Here is a 23,517-nt window from a genome sequence, read left to right on the forward strand (position 1 = left end):
TGCTGCTGGGGTGGCCACCGTCTGCGTTGCTCACGATCAGGGTTCTCCGTTCTGCTTCGGCAGCACGCCGCCGAAGCGGCGTTCGCGTTGCTGATAGGCGTGCAGGCACTGAAGGAAGTGCGGCGCGCGGAAGTCGGGCCAGAGCACCGGCGGGAACACCCATTCGGCGTAGGCGACCTGCCAGAGCATGAAGTTGGAGATGCGCTGTTCACCCGAGGTTCGGATGACCAGGTCGACGTCGGGCGTGTCAGGGAAGGGCAGGTGGGCGGCGAAACTCTCCTCGGTTACGGCGTCGGCTGGTATTCCGCTGTGGATCAGTGACCGTGCGGCCTCGACGATGTCCCTGCGTCCCCCGTGATCGAACGCGACGGTCAGCGTCATGCCCCGGCTGTTGCTGGTCAGCGTCATCAGGTCGGCGAAGTCCCGGGCCAGTGACGGGGGAATCCGTGGGTTCGTCGCGCCGAGGAAGCGGCAGCGGATCCCGCGCGCGTGCAGGAGCGGGGCGTGCTTGCGTACCACGCGGCGCACCAGCTGCATGAGGAAATCGACCTCGGCGCTCGGCCGGCGCCAGTTCTCGGTGGAGAACGCGTACAGGCTCAACCATTCGACTCCAGCCGCCCTCGCCGCCTCGATGATGTCGATCACCGTCGTCTCCGCAGCGCGGTGACCTGACGTACGCGGCAGCGATCGCTGTGCTGCCCACCGGCCGTTTCCGTCCATCACGCATGCCACGTGACGTGGCACTCTGCGCGGTCCCCGGGCATCTGGGAGACGAGGGGCAGGGGAGGAGCCAGAACCGCCGATGGCCTGCTCAGCTGTCACGTCTTCCCCCTCAACCCCCGCTGTGACGTCTTCGCCTGAGCGACCTGGGCAACACACCGGATCAGCGCAGCTCAGTGCGCTGATCCGGTCACCTCAGCAGTGATCCGATCGCCCGTCAGCAGAGTGTCACCGCCCGGTCCTGCAGAGCGGGCATGTTCCGCGGTTTCCACCCTTGGCACTCCCGTCCGACTCGGCGCTCCCATGCGGGGTGATGCGTTAAACCCACCTTGCCCAGTGCGCATAGGATTCGTCGTCCGCAGGTGGGTCCAGTGCTCGGCCGGGAAGTCGTAGAGCGCCAGCAGCTGGTCCTGGTCGCCGGTGATCTTCTTGATGGCCTGGGGGAATTTCGCGCCACAGAGCTTGGCGAACGTTTTGATCGCCTGTGCCGAGTGTTCGAGGTCCTCGGCGTTGAAGATTGGGTGACCGTCGCCGCCGAGAGCCCGGTGGAGGAGCCGAGGAACGGCTCCAGGGCGGCTACGAAGTCGCCAGATGACAAGCCGTGCAGGTAGAGCAGTGGCAGCACCTCGCTGATCTTCGGCGACTTGCGGCACCACGGGCGCAGGATGGTGGAGGAGAACCGCTTGCGCTCACCCGTGGCCTCGTCGACGCGTTTGTCGTTCACTCGCGGGGCGCACTTCACTTCGATCATGCCGGCCGCGGTGGTGACCTGCCGGGGCTGGTGATAGCCGTTGCAGACCACCAAGCGGCGCCCCTTGTCGTCGCGTTCATCGGCCAACTCGGCCATTAAGGCGTTAACTTCGTCCTCCGGTGCGGCGCCCAACATCCGTCGCGCGCCGTACCGGACAATCTCGTCCAGCAGCGAACTGCCGCTTGGCGTGGTGCCGCCCCCGTTGACTGCCGTAAGCCCGGGCGTGCCTTCCCCGGCCGACGCGACAACGCCGGCCTTGCTCGATGACCTATCGATCGATCCGTCGGGAAGGTACGCCTCCTTCCGTGAGGAGTGATCCACAGGTACTGAGCATTGCTCGATCTTCTCGGAGCACCGATCTCACCACTGCCCGTGCTGATCGCCCGTACTACGGGACGATGCCCACACCGTCGAGCCGGCTCCAGGACTTTTCCTGAGAGGCTGTCATGGCCGGCCATGACAGTCCTCCTGGCCGAGGTCGGACCCGGGAGTCGTACGGGAGAGGTCGGAAGTCTGCATCGTAGAAGCACCCCGTGCCGTAGGTGCGATCGAAGGAGGCACATGATGACGCAATGGACTGCGGCGTCGGCTTTTTACCCGTGCGTACCCAGGCAGCCAGTGCGGCAACGGAGTTGGCGTACTCAGCGTTACTCAGCTCGCTGTGCTCGCTCTCGTTGGTAAAGGTCTGCACGAGGTTCTTGTCACGATGTGCGTTCTTGAGAGTCGCCCGGTATGCAGCCTCATGCTCGACGAATGCGGTGGGGTCGTTGATGGCATGCATGGTGAGCACCGGGATCGAAACCTGCCCGGTGAGATCGCTGTCATAGGACAGATCGCGCTGGGCATCGGGGTCGGCGGAAAAACGCTCGACCCCCGCGTTCAGTGCCTTGTCGTCATGTGAACCGGAGTACCACACGCCGTCGTTGCTGAAAGGGTTTCGGTCGCCAAGCCGATTGTGCACGATGTCGCGGAAGGTGAACACGGAAAAGCGCAGGTGCGATTCCAGCGTCCGCTCCGGGATGTTTGTGACGGCGAGGATGTCGTCAAGGTTGCGTTGCTGCAGCGGGGTGCGCTCCTGTGGAGCTGAGGCATATCCGGTGCACTCCTGCAGGCGAGCCCGCAGGCCTGTAGTTGTCAGGGTCGACGTGGGACGCAGTCCCTGCCACAGCGGGTACTGAGGCTCGCTGGGGAGGGGAAGGTTTTGGCAGTAGTACTGATAGACCGCCCGAAGATCGACGCGGTAGTCGTAGCCGCGGGAGCCGCCGGCCAGCACGCCGTTGGTGAGCAGGGCGCCGTCGTAGGGACCCTGCTTCTTGCCGTACATCTCCACGACCTTGGCAGCGACGTTCCCGCCCCAGGACTGACCGTGCACGTATGTGCGTTCCGGCTTGCCGAATTCGTCCACGAACAGCCGACGCAGATTCTCCGTGTCCGCAGCAGCCATTCGGGTTCCATAACCACCGCGCCGGTAGGAGGAACCTGCCCAGGCATAGCCCTCGTCCACCATCACAGACCAACGATCCAGGTCGCTGGTGCTCCTCTCCGGATCTGATCCTTCACCCAAGTCGGGGCCGCCGTGAGCGTGAACGATCAGTGAGCCGTTCCAGTGCTTGGGCACGGCGATTGCGTAGAAAGCTCCGTTGGCGTCCTGGCCCCTGTAGCAGGTGGCCTTGCTCTCCACGTTTGAGGGGCATGCCGTCAATGCAGGCTGCGGTTGGGCAGCTTGAACCGGACTGATGCCGCTCAAGGACCCAGCGACGATGCCGGCGATGCCGGCGACCAGTGTCCCCCTCCGTCGCATGCGGGACTGGGGGCGTGGAGGGGAAGGCATGTTCCTGCTTGAGCTGTGCAAGGCAACGCTCCAGAACTCAGTGGCGCAGCATCACGCCGAGTGAGGCGATGCTAGGAATGCACTTGTCGGAGCACCATGGATCACTCAGTTCTGTTCATACTGTGCGCGCACACTCGCCCGTCGGAACCCACCGCATCGACACCCCTCAAACAGAAGTGGACAAGCACGCGACGCTCAGGGGGAACGGGGTGATCTCGGTTGACAGCTCCTCTGCCGGAAGCTCCATCTCCCGCGCCCGCCCCTCGGGGGCAACTCTGGCCGCGCTCGGCGACATCGCCAAGCGGTAGTCGAATCTGCCATCTTCCGGAAACGCAGTTCAGGAAAACGACTGGCTGCGGGAGAGCCTGAAGCAATGGAATGATCACGCTGTGACTGGTGTGATCACGGCATCGGAGCGTTCCTGGATAAGACGCCGCTTAGACAGGCGCGGTTAGCCTCGAAGTTTCGTGACGGTCCGCCGACGGAGTCGGTGGACCGTTTTCGTGCCGTGGGCTGAGGCGGTGCAGGCCGAAGGCCCGAGTGTCGCCTCGGGATGGCGCCGGATTCCACTGCTCCGGGTGTTGGGGTGCTGTCGAAGGGACGGGGAATCTGCTGGTCAGCCAGGGTCGGGCAGTTGGGTGAGCAGGTCGAGGGCTGCGGTGATGTGACCGGTCCAGGGCCAGTGCCGGGCCAGGCGGAGGGTTCGCCGACGGCCGGTGGTCACGAGCTGTCCGGCCGCGGTGAACAGGCGGAGCCGTAGCCGGCGGGGCTCCCAGAGCCTGGCCTTGCCGGTCAGGGCGAGCGTCGACATCCAGGCCAGCAGGTCGAGAGCGATCTGCACGATCTCCAGCCAGATCCGGTTCTGGGCCGTGCGGTGCAGGGGCAGGTTGCGCAGGCCGCTGGCCCGGGCGGCGCGGATGCGGTCCTCGGCCCGGGCCCGCAGCCGGTGACGGAGCTCGAGCCCGGCGATCGGCCGGCCCGAGGTGTTGGTGGCGAAACAGGTCAGCCGCATGCCGTCCGCATCCGTGAGCCGCAACTGGGCCCCGGGGTGCGGTCGTTCCTTTCTGACGATCAGCCGCATACCCTCCGGCCAGCCGTCCAGAACGTCGCCGGTGAGTTCAGCGATCCAGGCGCCGTCGCGGATCCCGCCGTCCGCCTCGACGGCCGCCGTCCAGGCCGATGCCGGAACCTTCAGCACATGCTGGTGGATCGCCTCGGTGATCACCATGCCGACCGAGTAGGACAGCCACCGTCCCCGCTGAGCGAGCCAGGCGACGAAGTCGTGGGTGCCGCCCGCGGAGTCGGTGCGGATCAGGGTCCGGCGCCCGCGCCGGTACTTCTTCGGCAGCTGGGCCAAGGCCAGTTGAGCGGCGGTGATGTGATCGGTGGCCGTGTTCGATCCCGCGTTGCCCGGTCTGAGCAGGGCTGCGACCGGTTCACCCGTGCCGCCCGGTCCGTGGTCGACGAACCCCATCAGCGGGTGGTGGCCGTAGGTTCGCTTCCACGTGGGTGCGGCGTCCTCCTTGTCCGAGTGCGCGATCACCAGCACCCCGTCGAGGTCCACGGTCACCGTCCCGCCCGCATCAGGCGCTTCCCGGTCGGCCAACCGCCAGACACGTCGGCGGACTTCAGCCCGCGCGGCACGGATGGCCCGCAGGGCCTTCTCCCCGGAGGCTGCAAGGGCGTCGATGAGGCGGGAGACCGTCGGATCGGAGGCCACCGGCCCGAACACGGCCGGCTCGGCCCGCAGCATGGCGACATCCGCGAGGCAGTCGCCGCCCAGCGCAACCGCCAGGGCCACGTCCAGCAGGACCTTGCCCGGGTCGTGCACCGCCCGAGCCTTCCGCCACGGCGTCAGCGCCGCTGATATCGCGGTGTCCAGGCCGGCCTTGCGGACGGTCTCGACCAGCAGCACGCCCCCGGCCTGCGAGACCACCGCCCGGCCGCCGCCCTCGATGCGGACACGCGGGTACGACCCGATACGCTTCTTCACCTGGAGAGTGCTTCTTTCCCTGCAGCCAACAGGACCCTAGACAAGTCCCATCGTTGCAGGTCAGGGGCACTCTCCACTTATTTGATCAAGCCTCGGACACTCCACCTCGTGAAAGCGCGAGGTTAGCTACCTCGGCGGCAGGACGGGCACGGTCCTGGTGATCACGGAGTTGCGACGCTCTGTGATCACCGGGGAGACCTGTGTCTGCCCTGCCGTCATGGCTGGAGCTTTAGCTGATGCGCGTTCCCGTGCCGCTGACACGGACGCGCGGGTCGCCCGCGCGCAGCGTCACCGTGAGCTCGCCAGGGCGGCCCAGGTCCTCGCCCTGATGCAGGGTGAGGACGGCGTCCTCGGGGACCAGGCCGAGCTCACGGGCGTACGCACCGAACGCGGCCGCCGCGGCGCCGGTTGCCGGGTCCTCGACGACGCCGCCGACGGGGAATGGGTCACGGACATGGAAGACGGTGGCCGACTCCCGCCACACCAACTGGACCGTGGTCAGGTCCAGGCGGTGCATCAGGGCTTCGAGGCGCGCGAAGTCGTACGCGAGATCTGCGAGGCGCGCGCGTGTCGCAGCACCGATAACGAGATGGCGGGCACCGGCGAACGCGATACGGGGCGGGAAGGCCGGGTCGAGATCCGTGATCGGCCAGCCGAGCGCGGCGAGCGCCTCCGTGAGGCCGGCTTCGGCGATCTCCTTGACGTGCGGCTCGACACTGGTGAGGGTGGCCCGGACCGTCCCGTCCTCCTCTGCCACCTCCACCGGTACGGTGCCGGCGCGCGTCGCGAATACCAGCTCCCCGGGGCCCATCCGCTCGGCGAGCGCGACGGCGGTCGCAACGGTGGCGTGCCCACAGAACGGCACCTCGGCCTTGGGGCTGAAGTAACGGATGCTGTACGCCCGTCCCTCCTGCCCGCCGAGACCCTCCGGAGGCGCGGTCAGGAACGCGGACTCGGAGTATCCGAGCTCGGCGGCGATGGCCAGCATGTCGCTGTCGTCGAGGGCGGTGGCATCCAGAACGACGCCGGCGGGGTTTCCGCCGTCGGGGGCACTGGAGAAGGCGGTGTATCGCAGTACCTCGGGCCGCGGCGCATTCGTCGTCATGTTTGCGCCAACACGGTTTGGGCCCGCGGTTATTCCTCGACGCGAGACCAGGACTTCCCGGCGCGGGTGCATCTGGCGAGGGAGTTGCCGGAGGACCCGGATGTCGGGGTGAAGGCCAGGATGCGGCAGGTGACGTATGAGCTGGGTCCGGTATCCGAGGACGGAAGCAGCGCGCGGGGCTACCCGTGGGAGCCGGGGCGAGCGTTGAACGTGACGTGTTGTCTGACGGATGCCGAGTGACTGCTCTGGGACCTGAAGCGGGGGTGCCCCTATGGGTTCCGTCAAGGGAATCGGGCTGCGTTCGGGCGAGGTGCAGGGCAGCATGGCTTGATGCCTGACCTGTTGTGGGATGACGTCAAGAACTTCTTCGAACCCGATCTGATGGGTTCGCTGCCGGACGTGCGTGTCCCGGACACTTCGGTGGAGGACTGGCAGGCGGTGCTTGATCTGGTGCGGTCGCAGGGGTGGTCGTATGAGTACTCCGAGGACGGCGTCGCGGTCCGGCTGCCGCGAGCTGCGGACATGCTGGCCCGCAGCGAGGGCGCCGACGCGTTGCTGCGGGTCCGGCCGGTCCCCGGATTCCTGGTGATCTTTCGGGCCTATGAGGGCGGCTGGATCGACTTCGATGTGGATCTGCGGGAGTTGCAAGACCAGATGGGAGTCGATGTGCTGTGCCGTCTGCTGCGGGCGATCGGGCGACGGCTGGGCAAGCCGGTGCTGGTGACCCCGGAGTCGGATCCGCTTCACCCGGTTCTCGGCTTTGATGTCGCGGCCGACCGAGTGGTGCTGCTCGCCGAACCGGAACTCACGTGACTGCCACTGGCCGGGATTCGTAGAAGGTTCCGTCTCGGAGCATGACGAGGAGGACGTCGGCCCGGCGCCTGGCGAGGCAGAGCCGTGCCTGGGTGCGGTGTTTGCCCTGGGCGATCTTCTTGTCGTAGCAAGCACGGGAGTCCGGGGCGGCGAGTGCGGCGAACGCGGAGTGGAAGAAGGAGCGTTTGAGCTGCTTGTTTCCTCTCCTGTTGTTTCCTCTCCTGGAGGGCTGTTCGCCGCGGCTCGAGGAGCCCGAGCTGCGCCTCGCCGGGGCGAGGCCGACGTAGGCGGCGAGGTGGCCGACGGTGGGAAAGGTGCCGCCGTCGCCGACCTCGACCAGGATGCGGGCTTCGGTCCTGACGCCAACCCCCGGCGTGGACGTCAGGGCTTTGCCCCTAGGCCCTGGCCCGCCTCGCCGCCCAGTACCGAAGCCGCCGTCGGCAAGGTCAGCTCTCGCATGGCGAGAGCTGGACCTCACCAGCGATCAGGTCGAAGCCTCGTCGGTCAGCGAAGGCACGGCGCACGGACGGAGGACCATGAGCGAGTCTTCCAAGGCCGCCCACATGGCAAAGGGGAACCGGTCGAGCTCAAGACAGAGCGCGACGTCATCAGGATGGACTCCTTGACGCACCCCCTCCCTCAGCTCGGCGGCGGCGCGCGACTCGCCGGCGCGGCGGAGGAATTCAGCTGCATCCGTCCCAGCCTCGGTGGCCCTCCGAGCGATGTATTGAGCGCACGCCAGATCTTCATCGGCGCGCCCGTCGTCGCCAGTGACCACGAACGTGACACTGTCACACTCGCGTGTCCGCAAGAGCCGAGCCGTTGCCTTCGCCACCACGAAGCTGGCGCACAGCACCAGCGATGCCTCCTTGACCGCGAGGGCGCCGACCGTCCCTGCCGTGGTCTTCTGCACAACGGTCCGTCCGCCAAGGTCAACAGACCGCAGCAGGCCCGGCGAGTTGACCATGTCGAACCCGGGCGCGGGCGGACCGTCTTTGATCGCCACCCAATCCGGGTGGCGAGCCGTGAGCGCGAGGGCTTCGTCCAGGGACTCAGCAAGAACGATCTTTTCCGCCCCCTGGGCAAAGGCCCAGGCAGCCACGGTGAAAGCACGCATAACGTCGACTACGACCGCCACGGATGGGGCTTCGACCAGCTCAGCGATGCCAAGGAAACCAGCGTCCATTCCGATCATGATCGCGCATGCCTGACCCGAAGCACCCGGAGAGTGGTCCGCATCACATTGGCGGTATCGGAATGCAACACATCCAGCTGCCTGCGTCGCGAAAGTGGTCCGCAGCTAGTCGACGTGCACGACATCGAGACGTTCCGGGCCGCTCAGCCCAAGCACCGGCCGCGGCGGCTGCACATCGCCCGGCAGTTCTTCCGCTTCGCCAAGAGCCACAAGATGATCCTCATCGACCCCACCAGCGGACTGTCGGCGAAGGCGCTCAAGGGTTTCATCGGCCAGACCCTCACCCTCGACCAGCAGCGACGCCTCTTCCGACGGCGGGCCAGCGGTCCCGCCGTCCACCCGCACGAGGCATTGCTGGGCATTCTCTCCCTGCACGGCGCCTCCGGCAGAGAGGTCCGCCACCTGCGGCTGATCCGATCAGCCGCACCAGCCGATCAGCCGCACCAGCCGACCAGCCGCACCGTCCGCCCCGGGCAACGCCTCCACCCGGTGCCCCTGGATCCGATCAGCTGGACTGCCGTGCAGCGGTGCCTGGCTCATCGCGAAACCCAGCGCACCAGCAACCCGCACGTGATGGTCACCAGGCACCAAGGCCGGCCGATCCCCGGCCTCCAGCGCCTATGTCAGCCATGTCCTGGACGCCTGCGGCCTCCCGCCCGGATACTGCGCTCCCCCGACCATGTCCATGAGGGCCGCCTACTCGACCAGAACGAAATAGGATCATGATGCGATCTCCGCTTGCGGGCCGCGTGTTGGCCCCGGCACCGGTGACGTTGATCACTGCCGTGTTCATCACCGTCCTGGCTCACGCGGACTTCACCGGCCACGACACCGACGTCCTGGAAGGCCGCTTCACCTCGGCCTGGAATCCGCACTGACCGGCCTGGCCGTCCGGTATCCCAACGGCCCCGGTCCATCCAGAATGGCGACGTTTGGCCGCCCTGCCTGCGATGAGTTCCGGCGTTCCATCGGGTCTCCACTCCGGACGACCTCTACGACCAAGGAGGAGTTTATGGGCAAGGTCATCTACTGGATGAACACCTCGATCGATGGCTACATCGAGGACCCCGACGGTGGCATGGACTTTATGGACCCGGCCGAGGACTTTCACCAGACGGCGAACGACCATGTTCGCCGGACCGCGGCGTTCCTGTTCGGGCGGCGGCTGTATGAGGCGATGGAAAAGCCCTGGACGCAGGACCTCGGCAAGGAAGGCGCCCCGGCCGTCGAGCGGGAGTTCGCCCAGTTCTACAAGGAGACGCCGCGGTACGTCTTCTCCGACACCCTCCAGACCGTCCCCGAGGGGGTTACGATCGTCCGTCGCAAGGACGCCGTGTCCGTGGTGACGCGCCTCAAGCAGGAGATCGACGGCACCCTCCAACTCGGCGGCCCCGAGCTGGCTGTCTCCCTGCTGGACCTGATCGACGAGTTCTGGGTGTACGCATTCCCCGTGATCGTCGGGGGCGGCAAGCCGTACCTGCCCGTGAGAGACAAACTGCGGCTGCGCCTGGTCGAGCACCGTTCCCTCGCTTCAGGAACCATGTTCCGACGCTATGTACGACCCTGACCGACCAGGAGCGGACCCCGCGCGGGCGCACCCACGATGCACCCAGTGGTCGTACGCCCGTGCGAGGTCCTGGGCGAAGTGGCGCCCAGGTCACTGAACCCGACCGGCAGCAGCTGATCGACGACCCCTCCCTCGTGACCAACGCCGCCAGGGAACTCATCCGCCGCCACGGGCTCATCAACACCGCGCGGCTGATCACCCAGGACACCGAGTTCCAGGGCATGCGGCTCAAGCAGGGGGAGCAGATCCTCGTCCCCAACCACCTCTACGGACTCCACGAACGGCAGGTGGACAACCCGCTCGCCGCCGACTTCACCCGGCCCCACCCCGAGCGGCACTACGCGGCCTTCGGCAACGGCCCCCACCGGCGTCCCGGCTCCTTCCTCGCCAAGCTCGAACTCACGGTCTTCCTCCAGGAACGGCTCGCCCGTATCCCGGACTTCACCATCAAGCCCGGCGCCCCCCCCCGCATGGCATCCGGTCCCGTCAACACCACCCACGAACTCCACATCGCCTGGGACACCGATCCCCGCTGACCCACCATCGGCATCGTGCCTCACGTGTAGAAGTCGCAGATCAGGTACGGCCTTTGATTGCATGACAACAGTCCGACTATGCACGTCATTTGAAAGTAGAGCCGGGCTCGGAGTCAACCATCAAGGGGATCTTGCTTCTTTCATTGACAGCGGAAAATAAGCCGCCTAGGTTCCCGGCCATGTCCTCGCCCCCTCGTGTAGAGACGTTCCCGGCCAACACGCCGGCCGTCTCGCAGATCTTCGTCACGGCCCTGTCCCAGGGCCCGCTCACCCGGCTTGAGTTGGCCCGGCGGGCCGGGCTGTCCCCGGCCGCCGTCACCAAGGCCGTACGGCCCCTCATCGAGGCCGGATACCTGGTGGAGAGCGCCGACGACGACGCCCGCCCGGCGCTGGGCAGGCCCGCCAGCCTGGTGCGCGTCGACAGTGGACGGGCCCTGTTCGTCGGGATCAAGGTCACCGGCGACGAGGTCATCGGGGTCCTCACCGACCTGTGCTGCCGGGTGCTGCTCGCCCGGCGCCTGCCGCTGGCCGACCGCGCACCTCAGGCGGTGCTGGCCACGCTGGCCGGCCTGACGCAGGAACTGCTGGCCGAGGCGGACGGACTGGGCGTCCACGTCGTGGGCGCGGGCGTCGCCGTCTCCGGTGATGTGGACCGCGCGGAGGGCATGGTGCGGTACTCGCCGTTCCTGGAGTGGCGCGAGGTGCCGCTCGCCGAACTGGCCGCCATGATCACGGGCCTTCCGGTCACCATCGACAACGATGTCCGTGCCCTGACCGTCGCCGAGCAGTGGTTCGGCGCAGGCGTGGGCCTGTCCGACTTCGCCCTCGTCACCGTCGGCGCCGGCATCGGCTGCGGCCTGGTCGTGCACGGCCGGGTGGTCGCCGGGGCGCACGGCGTGGCCGGCGAGATCGGACACGTCACCGTCGACCCCGCCGGTCCCCTGTGCCACTGCGGCAACCGCGGCTGCGTCGAGGCCATCGCGGGCGACGCCGCACTCGTCGACCGGGTCCGCGCGGCCACCGGCGCCGAGGTCACCGACGCCGCCGAGGCCGCCGCACTGGCCCACGAGGGTGTCGCCGGGGCACAGGAGGCGTACGCCAGGGCGGGCGAGGCAATCGGCCGGGGCATCGCCACCGTGGCCAACCTCCTCGGACCCGAACGCGTGATCATCTCCGGTGAGGGCCTGGCCGCCTACGACCTGTTCGCGGAGCAGATCCGCAACTCCTTCGCGGCGGCGGCGTTCGGCTCCGCCGCCCAGTGCGACGTACAGACCCGCCCGCTGCCCTTCGAGGAGTGGGCACGCGGGGCCGCGGCCACCGCCATCCAGTCCTTCATCGGCTCGGGGTCGAACCAGTGAGCGCCCCGACACCCGTGTCCGGACCGAACCCGCACGTACGAGGAGCAGCCATGACGCTGCAGAGCCACCCCTCGCCGGTACTTCGCCGGTACTTCGCCAAGAAGGGCCTCGCCAGCCTGGTCGACGAGGTGTGGGAGACCATGGGCGACGGCTTCAACGACGCCGCCAAGCAGCTCTCCCGCGGCGAGGACGGCAAGTACTGCTTCGTGCCGCTGTACGAGTACCCGTTGGCCGTCTTCTACCGCAAGGGGCTCTTTGTCGAGCGTGGTTATCAAGTTCCGAGAACCTGGGACGAGTTCGTCGGCCTGGCCCGGCGGATGCGGAAGGACTGCCTCTCTCCGGTCTCCTCCGGCTACGGCGGCGGCGACAGGTGGTCCGTCCTCGGCGCCTTCGGCTACCTGAACCTGCGCGCCAACGGCTACGACTTCCGCACGTCGATGTTGCGCGGCGAGACCTCCTGGACCGACAAGCGCACCGCCCGGGTCCTGGACCCGTGGCGCGAGCTGACCCCCCGCTGCCAGAGGAGCGGCGACGGCCGGTCCCGGCAGGACGCCGCCCGGTCGCTGCTGGACAAGAAGACCGGCATGGCGGTCATCGGGCTCTTCCTCGGCCGGCAGGTCACCGACGAGGAGATCCGCGCCGACCGCGACAGCGACCCCGGCTTCATCTCCACCGTCTTCCTGCCCGGCCTGACCGAGTGGCTCGGCCACCCGGACGACGGCGCCCCCGTGTGGCGGCAGTTCTTCCAGATCGTCCTGCCGCTGTGCCGGCCGGCCTTCGCCGCGCTCGCCACCCTCGAATCGATCTGGATCTACAACGACATCTTCTGGCCGCTCACTCTCATCGAGACCAGTGACAAACAGCCCATCACCTCCGCCCTGGCCAACCTCCAGGGCCAGTACTTCACCAACTCCAACCTGATCGCGGTCGGCGTCCTGATGACCGCGATCCCCACGCTGCTGGTGCACTTCGCGCTCCGGCGCCGGTTCATCAGCGGACTCACCCTCGGCTCGGGGAGGGGCTGAGCCGCCCCTCCCCGCCGGAAACCCACCCCCAGGAGGCACGGCCCATGCGGTCATCCTCGTACTCCGTCCTGCCCGCACGCTCTCTGAGAGCCGCGGTCGTCCTGGCCCTCGTCGCCGGCCTCGCGACGGCCGCCCCGGCCGCGCGTGCCGGCACCAGCACCAGCACCAGCACCAGCGCCAGCACTGCCGCACCGGCCCTGGCCGCCAAGCCCTACATGGGCTGGTCCAGCTGGAGCATGCAGTCGTCGAAGTACCCCGGCCTCAACCCGGACGGCGACTACAGCTACCTCACCGAGGCCAACGTCCTCAAGCAGACGAACGCCCTGGCCGCGAAGCTGAAGAAGTACGGCTACGAGTACGTCAACATCGACGCCGGCTGGTGGCGCGACCAAGCCTGGAAACCGGAGTTCGACCAGTACGCCCGGCAGAAGGCCGACCCGGTCCGCTTCCCCCGCGGCATGAAGCCCGTCGCCGACGACATCCATGCCAAGGGCCTCAAGGCCGGCATCTACCTCCCCGTCGGCCTGGAGAAGGAGGCGTACAACGACGGCAAGTCGCCCATCTGGAACGCCGAGGGCTGCACCACCGCCGACATCGTCTACGACGACCTGCGCACCACCAACGGCTGGGACAGCGCCTACAAGATCGACTTCTCGGATCCCTGCGCGCAGAAGTACATCGACTCCCAGGCACGGATGTTCGCCGACTGGGGCTACGACTTCCTCAAGCTCGACGGCGTCGGCCCCGGCTCCTTCAAGAGCGGCGAGAACTACGACAACGTCGCTGACGTCGCCGCCTGGCAGAAGGCCATCGCCGCCACCGGACGCCCGATCCACCTCGAACTGTCCTGGTCCCTGGACATCGGACATGCTGCCGACTGGAAGAAGTACTCCCAGGGCTGGCGCATCGACACCGACGTCGAGTGCTACTGCAACACCCTCGTCAGCTGGGAGAACTCGGTCGACGACCGCTGGGCCGACACCCCCGCCTGGACCCGGCACGCCGGCCCCGGCGGCTGGAACGACCTGGACGCCCTGAACGTCGGCAACGGGAAGATGGACGGCCTCACCAAGGCCGAACGGCAGAGCTACGCCACCCTGTGGGCCATCGCCAAGTCCCCGCTGTACACGGGTGACGACCTCACCCGCCTTGACTCCTACGGCATGTCCCTGCTGACGAACAAGGAGGTGATCGCGGTCAACCAGGGCGACACCCCGCCCGCACACCTGGTCACCGCCTCCGACCCGCAGCAGGTGTGGGCCGCGAAGAACCCCGACGGCACCTACACGGTCGCGCTGTTCAACCTTGCCGACACCTCCGCCGCCGTCACCGCCGACTTCTCGGCCCTCGGCTTCACGGGCAAGGCGGCTGTCCGTGACCTGTGGAACCACGAGAACCTCGGCACCCACAGCGGCAGGATCACGCAGGCGCTGCCCGCCCACGGCTCCCGCCTGTTCACCGTCACCCCGAAGGGTGCCGCCGTGTCCCTGACCGGCTACGAGGCCGAGTCCGGGGACAACACCCTCGGCGGCAGCGCCTCCGTCGGCGACTGCTCGGCCTGCTCCGACGGCAAGAAGGTCGGCAACCTCTACCAGGGTGGCAAGCTCACCTTCAACGACGTCGTCGTCCCCAAGGCGGGCACCTACCAGGTGCGGATCTCCTACATCAGCGGCGACGCCCGGACGGCGTCCATCTCCGCGAACAACGGCGGCGCGGTCCGTCACACCTTCGCCTCCACCGGTGACTGGGGGACCGTGTCGACCGCGACCGTCCCGGTCCAGCTGAAGGCGGGCTCCAACACCCTCACCATCGACAGCGGCTCCGACTACGCACCGGACATCGACCGGATCGACGTACCCAAGACGTCCTGACCCTCCTTTCCGGGGCCCGGCCCCTCCCCGCCGGGCCCCCTCTTCCCCGAGCCCAGGAGTCGCCATGACCACCCCCGCCCCCGAACCCAGCAGAAGAACCCTGCTCTCCCTGGCCGCGACCGCCGGACTCGCCGGCGCCCTCGGCGGCCTGCCCGCCTTCACCGCCTCCGCCGCCCCCGCACGCCCCGCCGAGGCCCCGGTCGGCGCGCCGACGCCCGCCACGTGCTGTGGTGGCAGGCCCCCGGCGACGCCCACTCGATGATCGAACAGGGCCTGCCCGTCGGCAACGGCCGCCTCGGCGCCCTCACCGGCAACGACCCCGGCCGCGAACTGCTCCTGATCACCGACGCCACCATGTGGACCGGCGGCCTCAACGACACCCTCGACGCCGACGGCCAGTTCCCCTACGGCCGCGACGACTTCGGCTCCCTCACGCTCCTCGCCCGCCTCACCGTCGACCTGCCCGACCACGACCTGGGCTCCGTCTCCGGCTACCGCCGCACCCTCGACCTCGACCGGGGCGTCGTCACCACCACCTACGTCCGCTCCGGGGTGACCTACCGGCGGGAGATCTTCGCCAGCCGCACCGACGACGTGATCGTCGTGCACTTCACGCAGAGCGGGCCGGGCCGCCACACCGGCACGATCACCCTGGAGGGCACGCACGGCGAGGACCCGGCGGTGTCCTTCGGCGCCTCCTTCCCCAACGGCCTGCGCTACGGTGCCGCCGTGACCGCGTACGGCAGCGGCGGCCGGGTGAGCGTGCACGACGACCGGATCGACTTCGCGGGCTGCCGGGACCTCACGGTGGTGGTCAGCGGCGGCACGAACTACGCGCCCGACGCCGAGGCCGGGTACCGCGACCCGTCCCTCGACCCCGCCGAGCTCGCCCGCACCAAGGTCCGGGCCGCGGGCGCCCACTCCGCGTCCGTGCTCCGCCGTACACACATCGCCGACCACCAGGCCCTCTACCGCCGGTTCGACCTCGACCTGGGCGCCTCCACGGACCGGCAGCGCGACCTGGACACCTGGGAGCGCGTCAACCTCCGCCACACCAGCGGCGACCCCGACCCGGAACTGGAGGCCGCCTACCTCCACTTCGGCCGCTACCTGATGATCTCCGGCTCCCGCGGCAGCCTCCCGATGGGCCTGCAAGGGCTGTGGCTGGACGGCAACGACCCGGACTGGATGGGCGACTACCACACCGACATCAACATCCAGATGAACTACTGGATGGCCGACCGCACCGGTCTGTCCCCGTGCTTCGACGCCCTCACCGACTACTGCCTCGCCCAGCTCCCCGACTGGACCAGCCTCACCCACCAGCTGTTCGGCGACCCTCGCAACCGCTACCGCAACTCCTCCGGCAGGACCGCCGGCTGGACCGTCGCCATCTCCACCAACCCCCACGGCGGAAACGGCTGGTGGTGGCACCCGGCGGGCAACGCCTGGCTGTGCAACACCCTCTTCGAGCACTACGAGTACACCCTCTCCCGCACCCACCTGGAACGCATCCACCCGCTGCTGAAGGGAGCCTGCGAGTTCTGGGAGGCGCGACTGGTCACCACGACCGCGCCCGGCGGCACGAAGGAGGTGCTCGTCGCCGACAGCGACTGGTCGCCCGAACACGGCCCGCTGGACGCCAAGGGAATCACCTACGCCCAGGAACTCGTCTGGACGCTGTTCGGCAACTACGCTTCCGCGGCGGCCGAGTTGAACCGCGACCGTGCCCATGCCGCCCGGATCACCGCGCTGCGCGACAAGCTGTACCTGCCCGAGGTCAGCCCGAAGACCGGCTGGCTCCAGGAGTGGATGTCACCCGACAACCTCGGCGAGACCACCCACCGCCATTTGTCCCCGCTGGTCGGCCTCTTCCCCGGCGACCGCATCCGCCCCGACGGCTCCACCTCGAAGGAGACCGTCGAGGGTGCCACTGCCCTGCTGACCGCCCGCGGCATGGAGAGCTTCGGCTGGGCCAACGCCTGGCGCGCCCTGTGCTGGGCCCGCCTGAAGAACGCCGACAACGCCTACCAGCTCATCGTCAACAACCTGCGCCCCTCGACCGGCGGCGCGAACGGCACCGCCTTCAACCTGTTCGACATCTACCAGACCGAGCCGGGCCGCGGCATCTTCCAGATCGACGCCAACTTCGGCACCCCGGCCGCCATGAGCGAGATGCTGCTGTACTCCCGCCCCGGCCACCTCGAACTCCTCCCCGCCCTGCCCGCCGCCTGGGCGGCCTCCGGCTCGATCACCGGCCTCGCGGCACGCGGCGGCTTCCTCGTCGACCTGGCCTGGAAGGACGGCGCCCCGACATCGGTCCGGGTCCGCTCCACCGGCGGCCGGACCACCACGGTCGCCTTCGCCGGGACCTCCCGCAAGGTCTCGCTGAAGCAGGGCGAGTCCGTCACGCTGAAGGACTTCGGGTGATGAGGGTCCAACTGGCGAGCACCGCCGTCCTGACCGCCGTCCTCCTGACACCCGCCGCGCCCGCACACCCCGCCACGACCGGCAGACACTCCGTCGTCACCTGGGCCGCAAGCGCCGACCGGGTCGGCGACGGCGTGCCCGACCGCGCCTACCGGCTGGTCGTGCGCACCAGCGTCGGCGGCAGCGATCTGCGGGTCCGTCTCTCCAACGCCTTCGGCGACCGGCCGCTGACCCTCGACAGCGTCTGGGCCGGCACACAGGACACGGGCGCACGGCTCGTGTCCGGCAGCAACCGGCGCCTGACCTTCGACGGCGCCCGGTCCGTGACCGTCCCGGCCGGGCAGACGGTGTTCAGCGACGCGCTGCCCGGTAAGTGGCCCGCCGGGGCGAACCTCGTCGTCAGCCTGCACAGCCGTGACGCTGTCGGCCCGGCCACCGGCCACGGCATGGCGATGCAGACGTCGTACACCACCCAGGGCGACCACACCGCCGAGGAGCGCGCCGACAACTGGACCGACCGGACCGGCTCCTGGTTCTACCTGGACGCCGTCACGGTCCGCACCGCCGCCCGGACCGGTGCGGTGGCCGCGCTCGGCGACTCCATCACCGACGGCTGGCAGTCCAGCGGCGACCTGAACCGCCGCTGGCCCGACTACCTCGCCCGCCGCCTCCAGCGAGCCGGCTCCGACATCCAAGGAGTCGCCAACGAGGGGATCTCCGGCAACAAGGTCCTCGCCGACGGCGCCGGGCAGAGCGCCCTGAACCGGCTCGACCGGGACGTGCTGTCGCTGCCGGGCGTGCGCACCGTGTTCCTCTTCGAGGGCGTCAACGACCTCAAGGCCCACACGGGCGTCACCGCCGACGACCTCATAGCCGGATACCGGCAGGTCATCGCCCGGGCCCACGCGGCCGGCAAGTGCGTCGTCGGCGCCACGATCGCCCCGTTCAAGGGCTGGTCCGAATGGAACCCCGCGGCCGAGGCCGTACGCCAGGACGTCAACGAATTCGTCCGGACCGGCGGCGAGTTCGACGCGGTGACCGACTTCGACCGCATCCTGCGCAGCCCCTACGACCGCGAACGCATCCTCCCCGTCTTCGACGGCGGCGACCACATCCACCCCAACGACAAGGGCATGCAGGCGATGGCGGACGCCGTCGACCTCACCGCCCTGACCTGTCCTTACCCACCCACCTGACCGGCCGGCCCAACCGCCGAGGGCCTGAGGCGAACTCATGTTGGAATGATCAGAAAGGCCGGTGCACGCGGCGCACTGCGCGTGGGTACGAGCGCCCCCTGGGAACCCCGCACGCTCTACCGGTGCCCGCGGGCGGCGGAAATGATGAGCACACCGCACATGAACCAGGTGATCCGCACCCCTGTCCCTCGGTCAGGCGGACATGCGGCGGAAGGGGCCCATGGTGTTGCTTCTCATCTCCCCGGACAGTGTCGAGGAGGCCCTCGACTGTGCGAAGGCGGCGGAGCACCTCGACATCGTCGATGTCAAGAAGCCCGACGAGGGCTCGCTCGGCGCCAACTTCCCCTGGGTCATCAAAGAGATCCGCGACGCGGTCCCGGCGGACAAACCGGTGTCCGCCACCGTGGGAGACGTCCCGTACAAGCCCGGCACGGTGGCCCAGGCCGCGCTCGGCGCGGTCGTCTCCGGCGCCACGTACATCAAGGTCGGCCTCTACGGATGCACGACGCCCGATCAGGGCATCGAGGTCATGCGCGCCGTCGTCCGGGCGGTGAAGGACCACCGCCCCGAAGCGCTCGTCGTCGCCTCCGGTTACGCCGACGCCCAGCGCATCGGCTGCGTCAACCCGCTGGCCGTGCCCGACATCGCCGCCCGCTCCGGCGCCGACGCTGCCATGCTCGACACCGCCATCAAGGACGGGACGCGGCTGTTCGACCATGTTCCGCCTGACGTCTGTGCCGAGTTCGTCCGGTTGGCCCACGCGTCCGGTCGGCTCGCCGCCCTCGCGGGCAGTGTCAAACAGACCGACCTGGGTCCGCTGACCCGCATCGGCACGGACATTGTGGGCGTGCGCGGAGCGGTCTGCGAGGGCGGCGACCGCAATGCCGGAAGGATTCAGCCGCATCTGGTGGCCGCCTTCCGGGCGGAGATGGACCGGCAGGCCCGGGAGCACGCGGCCGGCGTCCCCGCCGTGAACTGACCACCGGCATGCCGATATGTGAGCCCGACCGCGGCCCCGGTGGCCGGGCCGCGCGTTTCGCCGTCGTCGACCCGGCCACCGGGGAGACCTTCGACGAGGCCCCCGACCAGCAGCCGGACGAGTTGGACGCCGTGGTCGACCGGGCCCACCGGGCCTGGCACGGCTGGCGCGCCGACCCCGCCGCCCGCACCACCGCGTTGCGCTTGGCGGCCGACGCCGTGGAGACGGCCGGCGACGACCTCGCCCGGTTGCTCACCCGGGAACAGGGTAAGCCCCTGGCCGAGTCGTACGCGGAGATCGCCCGTACGGCGGCCCGCCTGCGCTACTTTGCCGACCTGGCCCCCAGAACCCGGCGGATCAGCGACGGCCGGCCCGTGCGCAGCGAGATCCGCTGGCGACCCCTCGGACCCGTCGCCGCGATCGTGCCGTGGAACTTTCCCCTCCAACTCGCGGCGGCGAAGTTCGCGCCCGCGCTCGCGGCGGGCAACACCATGGTCCTCAAACCGTCCCCGTTCACCCCCCTCACCACCCGACTGCTCGGCTCCGTCCTCGCCACCGCCCTGCCCGAGGACGTACTGACCGTCGTCACCGGCCGCGAACCCCTCGGCGCCCGCCTCGCCTCTCACCCGGGCATCCGCCACGTCACCTTCACCGGCTCGGTGCCCACCGGGCGGGCCGTCGCCGAAGCGGCGGCGGCCTCGCTCGCCCGGGTCACCCTGGAACTGGGCGGCAACGACGCCGCCGTCCTGCTGGACGACATCGAGGTGGACCGGATCGCGGACCGGCTGTTCTGGGCCGCGTTCCGCAACTGCGGGCAGGTCTGCATGGCGGTCAAACGCGTCTACGCCCCGGCCCGGCTACACGCCGAGGTCGTCGAAGCCCTCGCCCAGCGCGCGAAGACCGTCGTCGTCGGGGCCGGCCTCGACCCGGACACCCGGCTGGGCCCGGTCAACAACGCCCCCCAGTTGGCCCGGGTCGAGCAGGTCGCGAAGCAGGCCCTGGCGGACGGGGCCCGGGCGGCGGCAGGCGGCCACCGGCTGGACGGGCCGGGCTACTTCTTCGCTCCCACGATCCTCACCGATGTCCCGCCCGGCAGCCCGGTGGTGACCGAGGAACAGTTCGGACCGGTCCTGCCGGTGCTGCCGTACCGGAGCCTCGACGAAGCCGTCGACGCGGCCAACGGCACCGGCTTCGGACTGGGTGGCTCCGTATGGGGCACCGATCTCGACCGGGCCGAGGAGGTGGCCGACCGGCTCGAATGCGGCACGGCCTGGATCAACCACCATGCCGAACTGTCCCTCGCCCAGCCCTTCGCAGGCGTCAAGAACAGCGGTGTCGGCGTCGCGGGCGGACCGTGGGGGCTCTACGGCAACCTCCGGCCGTTCGTCGTCCACCGTCCCCAGGAGGCATGACGATGAGGTTCCAGGCGGCCGTACTGCGCTCGTACGAGGCCCCGTTCGGGGTCGAGGAGGTGACCCTGCGCACGGAACCCGCCGACGGCGAGATCCTGGTCGAGATCGCGGGCTGCGGGATGTGCCGGACCGATCTCGCGGTCCGGCGATCGGCCGGCCGCAGCCCGCTGCCGGCGGTGCTCGGCCACGAGGGGGCCGGGGTCGTGGTGCGTACGGGCGGCGGCCCGGGCACCGCGATCGGCGTCGGTGACCACGTCGTGCTGAGCTTCGACTCCTGCGGACACTGCCGGAACTGCCGCGGCGCGGCCCCCGCCTACTGCGACTCCTTCGCCTCCCTCAACCTCTTCGGAGGCCGCAAGGAGGACGCGCCGCGGCACACCGACGCGACCGGGGAAGCGCTGGCCCCCCGGTGGTTCGGCCAGTCCTCGTTCGCCGAGTACGCGCTCGTCCCGGCCCGCAACGCCGTCCGGGTCGACCCCGCACTGCCCGTCGAACTGCTCGGGCCGCTCGGCTGCGGCTTCCTCACCGGCGCCGGAGCCGTGCTGAACGCCTTCGGCGCCGGCCCCGGCGACACCCTCGTGGTCTTCGGCGCGGGAGCGGTGGGCCTGGCCGCGGTGATGGCGGCCACCGCCGCCGGCACGCTGACCGTGGCCGTCGACCGGCAGCCCCAACGGCTGGCCCTGGCCGAACGGTTCGGCGCGATCCCGCTGCCCGCAAGAACGGCCGGGCTGCCCGAGCAGATCCGGCGGCTGACCGACGGCGGCGCGCAGTACGCGCTGGACACGACGGCCTCGTCCCCGCTCATCAACGACGCGCTCCGGGCACTGCGCCCCACCGGCAGCCTCGGCCTGGTGGCACGGCTCCACACCGCGCTGCCGCTCGAACCGGGCACGCTGGACCGAGGCCGCAGCATCCGCCACATCTGCGAAGGCGACGCCGTACCTGGACTGCTGATACCCCGGCTGACCGGGCTGTGGCAGGCCGGACGCTTCCCCTTCGACCAACTGATCCGCACCTACCCGCTGGCCGACATCAACGAGGCCGAACGCGACTGCGACGCGGGCCGCGTGGTCAAACCCGTCCTGCTCCCGGAGGGAAGAAGCCGATAGCGACGCCTGCGCTACCGCAGACTCACCGCATCCGACAAGCAGGCACCCCGCAGTCCCCACTCCCCGCCAACGGAGGAAACATGGTCGGCACGGCGCCGCAGCACACGGACGTGGAAGGCGTGGACGGAGGTGTGGGTCTGACCGCCCTCCTGGTCGCCGCGGCACGGGCGATCGAGACCCACCGCCACGACAGCCTGGCCCAGGACGTCTACGCGGAACACTTCGTGCGCGCCGCCCCTGCGTGCGCGGACTGGCCGGTGCGCATCCAGCAGGTACCGGACGGGGACGGCAACCCGCTGTGGGGGCGGTTCGCCCGCTACTTCGGCCTGCGGACCAGGGTCCTCGACGACTTCCTCCTCCGGTCGGTCCGTACGAGCGCCCGCCAAGTGGTCCTGCTGGGCGCGGGCTTGGACACCCGTGCCTTCCGGCTGGACTGGCCGTCCGACTGCGTGGTCTTCGAGATCGACAGGGTGGGAGTGCTGGCGTTCAAGCACCAGGTGCTCACGGACCTGCCGGCCACCCCGAAGGTGAGGCGTGTCCCCATACCGGTCGACCTTCGCGGCGACTGGGTCACGGCGCTGACCACCGCCAGCTTCGACCCGGTCGCACCGAGCGTCTGGCTGGCCGAGGGACTGCTCTTCTACCTGCCGAGCCCCGCAGAGACGTACCTCATCGACACGGTGGACCGGCTGACCACCGAAGGCAGCGCACTGGCCTTCGAAGCCAAGCTGGAGAAGGACTTGCTGGAGTACCGCGACAGCGCGATCTACACAGCGACACGAGAACAGATCGGCATCGACCTGCTCCACCTCTTCGACAAGGGACCACGCCCCGACTCCGCGGGCGACCTGAGGGCCAAGGGCTGGTCCACCTCGGTACACACCCCCTTCGACTTCACCCACCAGCACGGACGCGGCCCCCTTCCCGAGCCGAACGACGCGTTGGAGGGGAACCGGTGGATGTTCGCGCACAAGCCCCGGCTGTGACGACCGCAGCGCTCACTGCGACGTCCGCACAGGGCCCGGCATCCAGCACACCGCCCGGACCTTCGCCGGGATCGGGAACGACAGCCCGATAGCACAGGCGCTTGGGGGCAGGGCCGGTCCCGCAGGCCCCAACGGGTGGGACGACCCCTGATGCGCTATGTGGCCCGCCCGGCGGCGGCACGGCAGGTATCAGGGGAGGGCGACGGTCAGGGTGAATGATGTAGTGAGTCCGCGTTCCAGCCGGTCGGAATCCACCGGGCTCACGTCCAGGAGCAGGTCCGCCCCCCGGCGGATCGGTAGACCAGGTCGTCCTTGTTGGGGAGCCGTTTGCAGCGTGGTGTGCTGGTTGCAGGGCGGGAATGCCTCGATGGCCTCGTTGTACTCCTCCGGGAGGTAGAGCTGCCCGGTGTACACCTCGTGACCCTCGACGCAACGCATCGCAGCGGAGGGTCTGGCAGAGACGTACTTCCGCGCCAACAACACCCTCGCTCAGTGCCTGGGCGTGCGGTTCACCGACGTGGAGCACATCGAGATTCAGCTCCAGGCGCGCACCCGCAAGCGCTCTGTCCTGGCATTCCAGCTGGGCGCATTGGTGGGCCGAAGCCCGCTAGTTGTACATAGGCAGGTTCGTTGTCACCTG

Annotated in this window: 18 protein-coding genes and 3 pseudogenes; 13 read left to right on the top strand and 8 right to left on the bottom strand. The window is 69.2% G+C overall.

What is annotated here, in order from left to right:
• Positions 1 to 36 precede the first annotated feature (36 nt).
• From uppS to E0500_RS28630, 5 genes and pseudogenes are all read right to left on the bottom strand, one after another.
• Positions 37 to 732 carry a polyprenyl diphosphate synthase gene (uppS, locus tag E0500_RS28610; RefSeq protein WP_131558042.1) on the bottom strand — a complete coding sequence of 232 codons (696 nt, stop codon included), beginning with the start codon at positions 730 to 732 and terminating at the stop codon, positions 37 to 39.
• A 323-nt stretch (positions 733 to 1,055) separates the two neighbouring features.
• Positions 1,056 to 1,642 (bottom strand): annotated as a pseudogene (locus E0500_RS28615) (transposase); the annotation flags it as partial.
• A 217-nt stretch (positions 1,643 to 1,859) separates the two neighbouring features.
• Complete coding sequence (locus tag E0500_RS28620) at positions 1,860 to 3,302, bottom strand: hypothetical protein (protein WP_131558044.1); 1,443 nt, start codon at positions 3,300 to 3,302, stop codon at positions 1,860 to 1,862.
• Positions 3,303 to 3,918: 616 nt separating this feature from the next.
• Positions 3,919 to 5,295, bottom strand: a complete 1,377-nt coding sequence (locus tag E0500_RS28625; RefSeq protein WP_181586818.1) for an IS1380 family transposase — start codon at positions 5,293 to 5,295, stop codon at positions 3,919 to 3,921.
• A 229-nt stretch (positions 5,296 to 5,524) separates the two neighbouring features.
• Positions 5,525 to 6,400, bottom strand: coding sequence for a PhzF family phenazine biosynthesis protein (locus tag E0500_RS28630; protein WP_131570934.1), 876 nt, complete (start codon positions 6,398 to 6,400; stop codon positions 5,525 to 5,527).
• A 330-nt stretch (positions 6,401 to 6,730) separates the two neighbouring features.
• Here E0500_RS28630 and E0500_RS28635 point away from each other — a divergent pair, with 330 nt between their 5' ends.
• Positions 6,731 to 7,213 carry a hypothetical protein gene (locus E0500_RS28635; protein WP_131570932.1) on the top strand — a complete coding sequence of 161 codons (483 nt, stop codon included), beginning with the start codon at positions 6,731 to 6,733 and terminating at the stop codon, positions 7,211 to 7,213.
• Here E0500_RS28635 and E0500_RS28640 read toward each other — a convergent pair.
• Positions 7,206 to 7,613: pseudogene (locus tag E0500_RS28640) on the bottom strand (transposase); the annotation flags it as partial. The gene E0500_RS28635 and the pseudogene E0500_RS28640 overlap by 8 nt on opposite strands.
• Positions 7,614 to 7,697: 84 nt before the next feature.
• Complete coding sequence (locus E0500_RS28645; protein ID WP_258572986.1) at positions 7,698 to 8,399, bottom strand: 2-phosphosulfolactate phosphatase; 702 nt, start codon at positions 8,397 to 8,399, stop codon at positions 7,698 to 7,700.
• A gap of 123 nt (positions 8,400 to 8,522) precedes the next feature.
• Between E0500_RS28645 and E0500_RS28650 the strand changes: the two genes are divergently transcribed.
• From E0500_RS28650 to E0500_RS28710, 12 genes and pseudogenes are all read left to right on the top strand, one after another.
• Positions 8,523 to 9,134, top strand: a complete 612-nt coding sequence (locus E0500_RS28650; protein ID WP_131570929.1) for a hypothetical protein — start codon at positions 8,523 to 8,525, stop codon at positions 9,132 to 9,134.
• Positions 9,135 to 9,420: 286 nt separating this feature from the next.
• Complete coding sequence (locus E0500_RS28655) at positions 9,421 to 9,975, top strand: dihydrofolate reductase family protein (RefSeq protein WP_131570927.1); 555 nt, start codon at positions 9,421 to 9,423, stop codon at positions 9,973 to 9,975.
• A 59-nt stretch (positions 9,976 to 10,034) separates the two neighbouring features.
• Positions 10,035 to 10,511, top strand: a complete 477-nt coding sequence (locus E0500_RS28660; protein ID WP_165935224.1) for a cytochrome P450 — start codon at positions 10,035 to 10,037, stop codon at positions 10,509 to 10,511.
• Positions 10,512 to 10,690: 179 nt separating this feature from the next.
• Positions 10,691 to 11,869 carry an ROK family transcriptional regulator gene (locus E0500_RS28665; RefSeq protein ID WP_131570924.1) on the top strand — a complete coding sequence of 393 codons (1,179 nt, stop codon included), beginning with the start codon at positions 10,691 to 10,693 and terminating at the stop codon, positions 11,867 to 11,869.
• Positions 11,870 to 11,919: 50 nt separating this feature from the next.
• Positions 11,920 to 12,894 carry an extracellular solute-binding protein gene (locus tag E0500_RS28670; RefSeq protein ID WP_258572989.1) on the top strand — a complete coding sequence of 325 codons (975 nt, stop codon included), beginning with the start codon at positions 11,920 to 11,922 and terminating at the stop codon, positions 12,892 to 12,894.
• A 44-nt stretch (positions 12,895 to 12,938) separates the two neighbouring features.
• A complete protein-coding gene (locus E0500_RS28680; RefSeq protein ID WP_131570922.1) occupies positions 12,939 to 14,765 on the top strand; it encodes a carbohydrate-binding protein in 1,827 nt (608 codons plus the stop codon).
• A 64-nt stretch (positions 14,766 to 14,829) separates the two neighbouring features.
• A pseudogene (locus E0500_RS28685) lies at positions 14,830 to 17,195 on the top strand (glycosyl hydrolase family 95 catalytic domain-containing protein).
• Complete coding sequence (locus E0500_RS28690; protein WP_131565610.1) at positions 17,195 to 18,391, top strand: SGNH/GDSL hydrolase family protein; 1,197 nt, start codon at positions 17,195 to 17,197, stop codon at positions 18,389 to 18,391. The pseudogene E0500_RS28685 and the gene E0500_RS28690 overlap by 1 nt, the downstream one beginning before the upstream one ends.
• A gap of 223 nt (positions 18,392 to 18,614) precedes the next feature.
• Positions 18,615 to 19,370, top strand: coding sequence for a (5-formylfuran-3-yl)methyl phosphate synthase (locus E0500_RS28695; RefSeq protein ID WP_131565636.1), 756 nt, complete (start codon positions 18,615 to 18,617; stop codon positions 19,368 to 19,370).
• An 8-nt stretch (positions 19,371 to 19,378) separates the two neighbouring features.
• Positions 19,379 to 20,782 (top strand): aldehyde dehydrogenase family protein, encoded by a 1,404-nt coding sequence (locus E0500_RS28700; protein WP_131565608.1) that lies wholly within the window; start codon positions 19,379 to 19,381, stop codon positions 20,780 to 20,782.
• A gap of 2 nt (positions 20,783 to 20,784) precedes the next feature.
• A complete protein-coding gene (locus E0500_RS28705; RefSeq protein ID WP_131565634.1) occupies positions 20,785 to 21,891 on the top strand; it encodes an NAD(P)-dependent alcohol dehydrogenase in 1,107 nt (368 codons plus the stop codon).
• 80 nt (positions 21,892 to 21,971) lie between these two features.
• Entirely contained in the window at positions 21,972 to 22,877 is a 906-nt protein-coding gene (locus tag E0500_RS28710) for a class I SAM-dependent methyltransferase (protein WP_131565605.1), read from the top strand.
• A gap of 189 nt (positions 22,878 to 23,066) precedes the next feature.
• Here E0500_RS28710 and E0500_RS28715 read toward each other — a convergent pair whose 3' ends face one another.
• Entirely contained in the window at positions 23,067 to 23,315 is a 249-nt protein-coding gene (locus tag E0500_RS28715) for a hypothetical protein (protein ID WP_131565603.1), read from the bottom strand.
• Positions 23,316 to 23,517 lie beyond the last annotated feature (202 nt).

The sequence above is a fragment of the Streptomyces sp. KM273126 genome (genome assembly GCF_004337435.2).
GTDB classification, from domain to species: Bacteria; Actinomycetota; Actinomycetes; order Streptomycetales; family Streptomycetaceae; genus Streptomyces; species Streptomyces acidicola.